Source organism: Kitasatospora sp. NPDC041988, from assembly GCF_055588525.1.
On sequence record NZ_JBVJCO010000091.1, the window covers coordinates 1 to 10,158 of the forward strand.

At 71.0% G+C, this 10,158-nt stretch carries 9 protein-coding genes and 1 pseudogene; 4 read left to right on the top strand and 6 right to left on the bottom strand.

Translation table 11 applies throughout. The annotated features are described in order from the left end of the window. Window positions 1-150: 150 nt before the first annotated feature. The 6 genes from ACZ6NC_RS41430 to ACZ6NC_RS41455 form a co-directional block, all read right to left on the bottom strand. The gene (locus ACZ6NC_RS41430; RefSeq protein WP_465739070.1) at window positions 151-1,677 is read right to left on the bottom strand and encodes a M1 family metallopeptidase; all 1,527 of its coding nucleotides are present in this window, start codon (window positions 1,675-1,677) and stop codon (window positions 151-153) included. A gap of 188 nt (window positions 1,678-1,865) precedes the next feature. Next, window positions 1,866-2,738: a sulfurtransferase gene (locus ACZ6NC_RS41435; protein ID WP_465739071.1), complete on the bottom strand. Its 873-nt coding sequence runs from the start codon at window positions 2,736-2,738 to the stop codon at window positions 1,866-1,868. A gap of 155 nt (window positions 2,739-2,893) precedes the next feature. Beyond that, entirely contained in the window at window positions 2,894-3,973 is a 1,080-nt protein-coding gene (locus ACZ6NC_RS41440) for a class I SAM-dependent methyltransferase (protein ID WP_465739072.1), read from the bottom strand. A gap of 80 nt (window positions 3,974-4,053) precedes the next feature. Continuing rightward, window positions 4,054-5,727 (bottom strand): beta-N-acetylhexosaminidase, encoded by a 1,674-nt coding sequence (locus tag ACZ6NC_RS41445; RefSeq protein ID WP_465739073.1) that lies wholly within the window; start codon window positions 5,725-5,727, stop codon window positions 4,054-4,056. Window positions 5,728-5,806: 79 nt separating this feature from the next. Then, complete coding sequence (locus ACZ6NC_RS41450) at window positions 5,807-6,133, bottom strand: hypothetical protein (RefSeq protein WP_465739074.1); 327 nt, start codon at window positions 6,131-6,133, stop codon at window positions 5,807-5,809. 158 nt (window positions 6,134-6,291) lie between these two features. Continuing rightward, on the bottom strand, window positions 6,292-7,149 hold the full coding sequence (locus tag ACZ6NC_RS41455; protein ID WP_465739075.1) for a polysaccharide deacetylase family protein: 858 nt from the start codon (window positions 7,147-7,149) through the stop codon (window positions 6,292-6,294). 228 nt (window positions 7,150-7,377) lie between these two features. On the opposite strand from ACZ6NC_RS41455, the gene ACZ6NC_RS41460 reads away from it, so the two are divergent. From ACZ6NC_RS41460 to ACZ6NC_RS41475, 4 genes and pseudogenes are all read left to right on the top strand, one after another. Next, window positions 7,378-8,232 carry an SAM-dependent methyltransferase gene (locus tag ACZ6NC_RS41460; RefSeq protein ID WP_465739076.1) on the top strand — a complete coding sequence of 285 codons (855 nt, stop codon included), beginning with the start codon at window positions 7,378-7,380 and terminating at the stop codon, window positions 8,230-8,232. 436 nt (window positions 8,233-8,668) lie between these two features. Beyond that, window positions 8,669-9,274, top strand: coding sequence for an HU family DNA-binding protein (locus ACZ6NC_RS41465; RefSeq protein WP_465739077.1), 606 nt, complete (start codon window positions 8,669-8,671; stop codon window positions 9,272-9,274). After that, window positions 9,271-9,693 (top strand): hypothetical protein, encoded by a 423-nt coding sequence (locus tag ACZ6NC_RS41470; protein ID WP_465739078.1) that lies wholly within the window; start codon window positions 9,271-9,273, stop codon window positions 9,691-9,693. Before ACZ6NC_RS41465 ends, ACZ6NC_RS41470 begins: the two co-directional genes overlap by 4 nt. A 236-nt stretch (window positions 9,694-9,929) precedes the next feature. Continuing rightward, window positions 9,930-10,158: pseudogene (locus ACZ6NC_RS41475) on the top strand (hypothetical protein); the annotation flags it as partial.

Below are 10,158 nucleotides of genomic sequence, written 5' to 3' on the forward strand. Positions count from 1 at the left end.
CCCCCCCCCCCCCCCCCCCCCCCCCCCCCCCCCCCCCCCCCCCCCCCCCCCCCCCCCCCCCCCCCCCCCCCCCCCCCCCCCCCCCCCCCCCCACGCCCGTCACCTCACGTCACCCGATCACCGGGCCCGTTCGACACCCGTGCACTCGTCTCAGTGCTCGTGATCGTGCAGCGAGTTGGTCTCCTGGATCTTCTTCCACGACTTCGGCTCCGGCGCCGTCGCCTTGGCGCTCGGCGCCAGGCCCGCCGCACCCGACGGGGCCGCCGCCGGAACGCCCGCCGACGACACCGACGGCTTCGAGGCCGTGAACAGCCAGGTGTTGAAGAGGTCCGCGAGCGGCTTCCCGGAGATCCGCTCGGCGTACGCCTGGAACTGCTGGATGGTGGCGTTGCCGTACTTGCGCTCGGCCGGCCAGCCCTTCAGGATCTGGAAGAACTTCTCGTCCCCGATGGCGTTGCGCAGCGCCTGGATGGCCACCGCACCCCGGTCGTAGACGGCACCGGCGAACTGGTGGTCCGCCCCGGGGTCGCCGGGCTTGATGCTCCAGAAGGCGTTGTCGGCCGGGTAGGAGGTGTAGACATAGTCGGCAAGTTCCTGCGCCGTGCCCTCGTTCTCGTGCTCGGACCAGAGCCACTGCGAGTAGCGGGCGAAGCCCTCGTTGAGCCAGATGTCGCTCCAGCGCTGGACGGAGACGCTGTCGCCGTACCACTGGTGGGCCAGCTCGTGGACGACGACGGAGGTGTTGGAGCCGCGGGAGAACTGCGCTGGGCTGTAGAAGATCTGGGTCTGGGTCTCCAGGGCGTAGCCGGTGGGCACGTTGGGCACGTAGCCGCCGATCGAGTCGAACGGGTACGCCCCGAAGTAGCCGCTCAGCCAGTCGACCAGCTCTCCGGTGCGCTCGACGCTGGCGCGCGCGGCGCCGTCGTTGTCGCCGAGGTCCTTGCTGTAGGCCGTGACGACCGGCAGCCCGCCCGGTGTGGTGTCGGTCCGGAGGTCGAACCGGCCGATCGCGAGCGTGGCCAGATAGGTGGCCTGCGGCTTGGTCTGGCGCCAGTTGTAGCGGGTCCAGCCGGCCCGTGAGCTCTGCCCGGTGAGGAGGCCATTGCTGATCGCCTGGGTGCCGTCGGGCACGAGGACGGAGACGTCGTAGGTGGCCTTGTCGGTGGGGTGGTCGTTGCTCGGGAACCACCAGGCGGAGCCCTCGGGCTCGTTGGCCGCGACGCCGCCGTCGGGGGTGCGCAGCCAGGCGGAGTAGCCGCCGCGCTCCACCTCGCCGGGCTTGTCGGCGTAGCGGACGACGACGGTCACGGGGCTGCCCTTGGTGAGCGGACGGGCGGGGGTGATCTCCAGCTCCGACTCACCGGTGCTCGTGAACTTCGCGGTCCGGCCGTTGACCAGCACCTCCTTGACGCCGAGCACGAAGTCCAGGTTGAACCGCGAGAGGTCCTGGGTGGCGGTGGCCAGGATGGTGGCGGTGCCTTCCAGTTCGTCGGTGACGGGCTGGTATTTGAGGCGGATGTCGTAGTGCGAGACGTCGTACCCGCCGTTGCCGGCGTTGGGGTAGTACGGGTCTCCGACGCCCGCCGCGCCGGGGCCGATCTGGGCGGCGGAGGCGGGAACGGTCAGGAGCAGGGCGAGCGCGCCTGCGGCGGCAGAGACGATCAGCCTCTTGCGCACGGTGGTCCTCCAGGGTCACTGGGACAGTGGGTCGCATCGATCCCTGTCCCGGTGACCCGGGGCCCACTCCTGTCTGATGAAATGTTCATGAGAAGAAACAGGCCGAAATGGAGCCGCCGCGCCCACGTCACGCCGTGAACACGCCGACCCCACCCCCCGGCCCTCGACTCACGCCCCCGGCCCTCCGCTCACGCCCCCAACGCCACCGGCGCCCGCACCAGCGAGCCGTACTCCGTCCACGACCCGTCGTAGTTCTTCACGTGCGGGTACCCGAGCAGCTCGGTCAGCGCGAACCACGTGTGCGCCGAGCGCTCCCCGATCCGGCAGTACGCGATCACCTCGCGTTCGGCCTCGACGCCCTGCCCGCCGTACAGCGCGCGCAGCTCGTCCGCCGATCGGAACGTGCCGTCGTCGTTGGCCGCCTGCGACCAGGGGATGTTCACCGCGCCGGGGATGTGGCCGGGCACCTGCGCCTGCTCCTGCGGCAGGTGCGACGGTGCCAGCGCCTCGCCCCGGTACTCGGCCGGGGAACGGACGTCGACCAGTACGGAGTCCGAGCCGGGTTTGGCGAACACCTCCGCCTTGGCCAGCACCTCGTCGCGCAGTGCCCGCACCTCCGGGTGCTCGGGGCCGGCCAGCCGGTAGCCGCTGTGCTGGTAGTCCATCACCTCCTGGGTGAGCTCACGCTCCTCCAGCTCCCACTTCTTCCGCCCGCCGTCGAGCAGCTTCACCGGCTCATAGCCGCGCAGCCGCAGCAACCAGTAGGCGTAGGCGGCGAACCAGTTGTTGTTGCCGCCGTACAGCACCACGGTGGTGTCGTCCTCCACCCCGGCCGCGCGCAGCAGGTGCTGCATGCCGTCGCGGTCGGTGTAGTCGCGCCCCACCCGGCTGTGCAGGTCGGTGGTCCAGTTCCAGCCGACCGCGCCGGGGATGTGCCCCTGCTCGTACGCGGTGGTGTCCTCGTCCACCTCGACGACGCGGATCGTGCCGTCGTCCAGGTGCTGGGCCAGCCACTCGGTGGGGACCAGCGCCTCGGGGTGTGCGTAGCCGTTGCCGGTCATCGCCGCCCTCCTTCGCTCGGACTCTTCGAACCTACGTCCGACCTTCCGCCCCGGCCACCCGCGCCGGGGCACCCTCCACCGGCGCGCCCGCCGGCCCGCCCCGGCGGGGCCCGCCACGGCCCCGAACCGCCTTGGACCACCCCGGACGCGGCCGCCTACGCCGCGGCACCGTCCAACCGCGCCACGTAGTAGACATTGAGCACGTCCCCCTCCACCTGCGCGGTCCGCACCGAGCCGAACCCGGCCTCGGCGAGCATCCGCCGCGCCGTCTGCTCGCCCCAGACCGTCCCCAGCCCCGCGCCGCCCTCGCCGAGCGAGACCGTCATGCAGTAGAAGGTCGAGAAGGTGTAGAGCGCCGGGGCGAGCGGGTGGTCGAGGTTCTCCTCCAGCCGGCTGCTGGCGGCGATGTCGCCCATCAGGAAGACGCCGTCGGGCCGCAGCACGCGGGCGATGGCGGCCAGCGTCTCGGCCGGGCGGGCCAGGTCGTGGATCACGTCGAAGGCGGTGACCAGGTCGTAGGAGCCGGTCAGTTCGGCCGAGTCGGCGACCTCGAAGCGCGCGTTGGCCAGGCCGAGCGCCTCGGCCTCGGCCCGGGCGGCGGCGATGCCGGTCTCGGAGATGTCGACGCCGGTGAACCGGCCGGCCGGGAAGCCCCGGGCCAGCAGGTTGACGACGTGCCCCTGCCCGGTACCGATGTCGAGCGCGTCGATCCCGGCGCGGAGCCGCTCCGGCAGCCCGGGGACGAGCGGGACGATCCCCTCGACCAGCGCCAGGTCGTAGACCCGCCCGGACTCCTCGGCCTGGAGCGCCTGGAACCGCGGGTACGCCGAGTACGGCACCCCGCCGCCCTTGCGGAAGCACTCGACGAGCTGCTGCTCGACGTCGCCCATCAGCGCGAGGTACTGCATCATCCCGGCCAGGTTCTCCGGCCCCGCGGCCCGGGTCAGCGAGGCCGCGTGCTCGGGCGGCAGCAGGTAGCTGCCGCTCCCTGGGTCGTACTCGACGATCCCGCCGACCACCATCGCGCCGAGCCACTCGCGGACGTAGCGTTCGTCGAGCCCGCAGGCGCGGGCGATCTCCTCACTGGTCGACGGGGCAAGGCCGGCCATGGTGTCGAACAGGTTGGTCTGGTGGCCGATGCTGGCCATGAATCCCAGGCAGGCGTCGTTCAGCACCTGCACGATCCGACCCGCGAACTCCTCCTGCTTCACCGGGTCCGGTTCCCGTACGGACATCGTTCCTCCTCCGCCTCCGGGACCAGCGTGAACCCTCCCCTCGTCACGCTACGCCGCTGTTCCCGGTTGCCCCAGCCGTGCTATCCGGCCGGCTCGCCGGCGGCCGGCCAGGGGATCTCCCCGCGCTTCTCGTACGCGTAGCCGGCCGCGTCCCACCGCGCGCCCTCCTCGGCGAGCCGCTGCTTGAACCGCCCCCAGTCGTGGCTCCGCTTCGGCGACCAGCCGAGCTCGGCGAGGGCGGGCAGCCGGGGCAGCAGCATCAGGTCCAGCTCGAACGGGGTGTCCAGGGTCTCGGTCCAGAGCGGCGCCTCCACCCCGAGGACGGCGCCCGCCGGCAGCCCGACCAGGGTGTCCGGGTCCCACGAGTAGGCGGACCAGACGTCGACCGTCCCGGCCCAGACCAGCCCGAGCGGATAGGAGGCGTCGTACTTCATGTCGAGGTAGGTCCGGCCGGCCGGGGACATGATCACCTTCGCGCCGCGCCCGGCGGCCTCCCGCAGCTCCGCGTCGCGCCCGCCCTTGCCGTCCCAGTACTGGAGCAGCCCGATGCCGCCGGGCGCGGTCTGGTTCCAGCCGACCGGCGTCTTCCCGGCCGCGGTCACCTGGGCGCCCACCCGCCGGACGAACTCCCGGTAGGCCTCCGGGGAGACCTTCTTCACCTCGTCGCCGCCGATGTGCAGATACGGTCCGGGGGTGAGCCGGACGATCTCGGCGATGACGTCCCGGGTGAAGGCGAAGACCGCTTCGCCGGTGGGGCAGACGGTGGAGAATCCGACCTCGATCCCGGTGTACGGCCACGGCTTGGCGCTGCCGGTGCAGTCCAGCTCCGGGTAGGCGGCGAAGATCGCGTTGCTGTGCCCGGGCAGGTCGATCTCCGGGACGACGGTGAGGTAGCGCTCCTGCGCGTACCGGACGATCTCCCGGTAGTCGGCGGCGGTGTAGAAGCCGCCGGGTGTGCCGCCGACCTCGCTGGTCGCAGCGACCTCGGTGAGCGCGGGCCGGCCGGGGATCTCGATCCGCCAGCCCTGGTCGTCGGTCAGGTGCAGGTGCAGGTGGTTGACCTTGTAGAGGGCCAGCCGGTCGATGTACCCCTTGACTTCGGCCGGGGTGAAGAAGTGCCGCGCCACGTCGAGCATCGCGCCGCGGTAGGAGTAGCGCGGGCGGTCGTCGATGTCGACGGCGGCGACCGTCCACCCCGTTCCGGCGGCCACCCGCGTCCGGCTCTCGATCTGCGGCGGCAGCAGCTGACGGAGCGTCTGGGTGCCCCGGTAAAGCCCGGCCGGGGTGCGGGCGGCGATCCGGACGGCGGTGGCGTCCGAGGTCAGTCGGTACGCCTCGGGGCCGGTCTCCTCCGGCAGCGCGGGGTCGAGTTCGAGCCGGATGCCGTCGGCGGGCCCGCCCGCGTCCGTCACGTCGAGGGGGTACCCGGTCGGCCGGCGCAGCTCGCCGGCCAGCTGTTCGGCGATCCGCCGGACCTCGGCACGCTGCTCCTCGCTTCCGCCGGTGCCCCCGGTACGGATGGTGGTCCGTTCGGTGAGCCGGTAGGCCGGTCCGGAGCCGGCGGTGGCGGAGAGCGGGGCGGGGATGATCCGGTCCCCGGTGCGCGGGCCGGCGGGCGCCGGCCGGACGGCGGCGGTGTCCCCCGAGCCGAGCGCGCGGTGGACGCCGAAGCCGGCCGCGGCGAGCACCAGCGCGGAGAGGACGATCAGCAGTCTGCGGGTCCGGGCGGGCAGCCCGGCGATTCGTGTCGGCAAGGCCGCTCCCGTGTCGGTTCACCGGAATGGTCTCAACCAATCGCCGAACTGTCCCGCGCTTCGCCGGAATCGGCCGGCCTCAGGAGAAGACGACGGACCGCAGCTTGAGCCTGTCGCCGAGCCTCTTGCCCGGGTTCATGACGTAGAAGACGTCGCCGTTGCAGTCGAAGTCGAGGAAGACGGTGGCGGTCGAGGTGGTGAAGTTCTCGGGCGCGAACGCCGGATCCTTCTCGGTCGCCCCGAAGAGGTTGATGCACTCGCCGCTCCCCGGGTCGGCCAGACCGGCCGGCACCCCGGGGCCGACCCTGTAGAGGAAGTCACCGGCTGCCGCGTCGGCGGAGGCGGGGACGGCGAGGACAAGGGCGATGGCGCTGGCGGCGGCGAGCGTGGCGTTGCGGAGACGCATGGGGTGGGGCCTTTCGGGGCGGTACGCGGTGGTGCCGGGGAAATTGATGCGAGATCACCCTAGAAGCCCAAAATCCGCAGAAACGGTTCTCCCAATCCACTCTTTTGAGTGGTTTAACCGGAAAAACCGCTACCCGCCACCCGCTCCCCGCATGCGCCTCACCCCGGCGGGGCGGTGAAGTAGTACCCCGAGTCGATCAGCACCGGCAGGTAGGTCTTGAGCGCGGCCACCGTCTGCGAACGGTCCCCGCCACCGTCGTGGTTGAGCACGATCGCGCCCGGCCGGACGTCCTTCAGGATCCGGTCGGTGATCACCGACGTGCCGGGCCGGGCCCAGTCCCTCGGGTCCACCGACCAGCCCATGTTCCGCATCCCGAGGTCGGCGCTCACCTTGAGCGAGGCCGCCGACCAGTCGCCGCCGGGCGCGCGGAACCAGGTCGGCGGCTTCCCGGTGGTCCGGTTCAGCAGGTCCGAGGTGCGCTCCAGTTCGTCCCTGATCCTGGCCTCGGACAGCTGCCGCAGGTCCGGGTGGGTCCAGGTGTGGTTGGCGATGTGGTGGCCCCGGGCGGCGATCTCCCGGACCAGTGCGGGCTGTCCGACGGCGTTCTCCCCGATCAGGAAGAAGGTCGCCCGGATCCCGTACTGCTCCAGCAGGGCCAACACGGTGGGGGTGTGCCGCGGGTCCGGACCGTCGTCGATGGTGAGGGCCACCACCCGCCGCCCGGCGTCCAGCTCGTACACCGGCCTGCCCTCGGCCGCCGTCGGCTTCCGCGCCGCGGCCACCGGCGAGCCGGAGGCGGCGGCAGGGGCGGCGGCAGCAGGAGCGGCAGGAGGAGGAGTGGACGGGCCGGCGGAGGGAGCAGCGGAGGCCGGCGGTGACTCCGGGCTCGGTGCGGCGCCCGGCGCCTCGGACGCCCCGCCGGCCGCCCCGGTACTCGGCGAACCGCCCCCGGCCCCCTCCGAGCCCCGGCAGCCGGCGACCCCGAGCAGCGACATCCCGGCTGCGACCAGCAGCAATCTACGCGAAGTAATCTGACGATCAGACAGCATGATCGATGCATCCCCCGCGGACCGTCGCGCCTCCCACCGGCAACCCCGACGGCCCCCAGCGCCACCCCGACGGCCCAAGCGCACACCCACCCGGGATGCCGTCCGACCGGAACCCTGCACCGCACACCCGAACCCTCTCCAGGACCGCTACGCTGACCTCCCCAGTGCGATGATCCGTCTTCAGAGGACGCGGCCATGACGATGAGTCAGGACTTCTCCGACCAGCCCGAGAACGACGAGGCCGAGCCGAGCGAGTGGGAACGCTTCGGCGTCGACACCAGCGCTCCGCACTCCGCCCGCGTGTACGACTACTGGCTGGGCGGAAAGACCAACTTCCCGCCGGACCGCGCCATGGGCCAGGCCATCGAGGAGGCCGTCCCCAGCGTCAAGGCGATGGCCAAGGAGAACCGGGCGTTCCAGGGCCGCGCCGTCCGCTACCTGGCCGAGCAGCAGGGCATCCGCCAGTTCCTCGACCTCGGCACCGGCATCCCCACCTCGCCGAACACCCACGAGACCGCCGAGGCGGTCAGCCCCGGCACCCGCGTGGTCTACGTCGACAACGACCCGATCGTGCTGGCCCACGCGCGGGCGCTGATGGTCTCCACCCCCGCCAGCCGCACCACCTACATCCACGCCGACCTGGGCAAGCCCGCCGAACTGCTGGGCCACCCGGCGCTCACCTCCACGCTGGACCCCGGCCGGCCGGTCGGCCTGCTGATGATCGCCGTACTGATGCTGATCGCCGACGAGGACGACCCGTGGGGAAAGGTCGCGGCACTGCGCGACGCGCTGCCCTCCGGCAGCTGCCTCGCCCTCACCCACCCGACCCAGGACTTCGATCCGGAGAGCGTCGCCAAGGTCGCCGAGGCGGCCCGGGCCGGCGGGATGACGCTCGTCCCCCGCACCCGCGACGAGGTGGCCCGGTTCTTCGACGGCTGGGAGCTGATCGAGCCCGGCGTCGCGCCCGTCATGGCCTGGCACCCGGACGGCGAGCCGCCGGCCGACCCGCACGCGGCGTACTACTGGGGCGGCGTCGCCCGCAAGCCGTAGCAGGCCTCGGCCGGGGGCCGAGGCCCCTCGGCCCCCGTCACCACCGCGCTCCACCTACGACGGGCCGGCTCCGGCCGGCCTACTTGGGGTCCAGTACTGGTAAGGGTCTGTGATCGGGTGATCTGTGTTCCCCGTCGTGACGACCGATGATGTCACCATGAGTGATCACCTGGGGCGTAGTACTTCCAGGTTCCTCCGGCCTCTGCGGCGATGGCCTCGGCATGGACGGAGTTGGTAGCAGGGTCCGGTACTGGTGAGCTCGCCCCGCTCCGCCCGGTGGTCGAGCCTGGAAGCTGGCGAGCAGGTCGCCCAGTCCTATCGCCCGATGGTGGGCCAGTGGTGGGAATTCCCGGCACCGTTGGCCTATGCCGTCCAGTGCGCGTCGCCGGACGTGCCTACCGTCGGGTATAGACCCCGACTCCGCTCCGGGATGGACATGAACAAGGCACAGCTCATTGACGCGGTCGCCGGCCAGCTCGGCGGTCGGAAGGCGGCCGAGGACGCAGTGGATGCGGTCCTGGATGCCATCGTGCGCGCAGTCGTCTCCGGCGACCGGGTCTCGGTCACCGGGTTCGGCTCCTTCGAGAAAGTGGACCGCGCCGCGCGCTACGCGCGCAACCCCCAGACCGGCGAGCGGGTGCGTGTGAAGAAGACCTCCCTTCCTCGCTTCCGCGCGGGACAGGGCTTCAAGGACCTGGTCAGCGGGGCCAAGAAGTTGCCGAAGACCGGTCCGTCGGTGAAGAAGGCACCGAAGGGCTCACTCACCCCTGGCAAGGGGGGTGCCACTGTCGCCACGAAGCGGACCGCATCCAAGCGCACCGCCACGACTCCGGCGGCGAAAAAGGCAGCAGCCGCGGCGGGTAATAGCGGCGGCACAGGTCCACGAAAGGCGCTTACTGCGGCCGGAACCAAGAAGGCGGCCGTCCGGAAAACGGAGACCGTCAAGACGGCCCAGAAGAAGACGGCCCAGAAGAAGACGGTGGCCACCAAGCGAGCCGCAGCACGAAACTCCGGTGGCACCGGACCGAGGGCCTCGGCATGAAACTGGAGAAAGCCCGTCAGACCTATTACGACGCCAGCGGTACGGCGAGCACAGTGTTCCGACACCTGGCCCTGGCGGGGATCGCCGTGGTGTGGCTGCTGGCCGGCGGGCTGCAGACCTCTGGAGTCAACCTCACCAGGGCCCTTCTGATCGCAGGCCTGCTGCTCATCATCGCGCTGTTTCTCGACCTAGCGCAGTACGTCTGGACGACAAGCACCTGGGCCATCTGGACGTGGATCAAGGAAAGGGAAAAGAGGGGAACCGAGCACGGAAGGAACGTTGATGATGAGGACATCGGCGATTCCCCGGCAGCGTTTCTCCCCGTCATGTGGGTTTTCTTCTATACGAAGTTAGCAGTGGCCGCTGCCGCCTACATTGTGATCCTCATTCAGTTGGCCCACCGCATCAGAGTGTCCTGAACCTCGCGGGCGGAATCTGGCACGGGCCGCCCGACCGCCATCAGTCAGAAGCTGACGGCGTGTCCGGTCGAAGGACTCCACGAATAGGAGTCTGTGATCTGGTGATCTGAGTTCATCCACCGTGCGGTCCGATGGTGATCCTGCGTAACCATGGCTCGCGGTTTCTTGCCCGCTGCAGTCCGAGCGGCTGGCCTCACCTAAACCCCCTGGGCCGACAAGGGCACTACTGTTCGACTGTGATCAACATCGACGGAACCCGCCTCGGGGCCGAAGCCGCCCGCCGCCTGCGGCAGACCGACTGCTGCACCATTGAACCTGGCCTCAGCGGCGACGAGTTCGAGCGCATCGAGGCCGAGTACGACATCCAGTTCTCTGAGAGGACGTTAAGTCCGTTTCTGGTAGCGGCCGCGTTCGGGTTGCTCGAGGACTCCCTGGCGGACGAGTCGTCCCAGGCGGGAGCGGGTG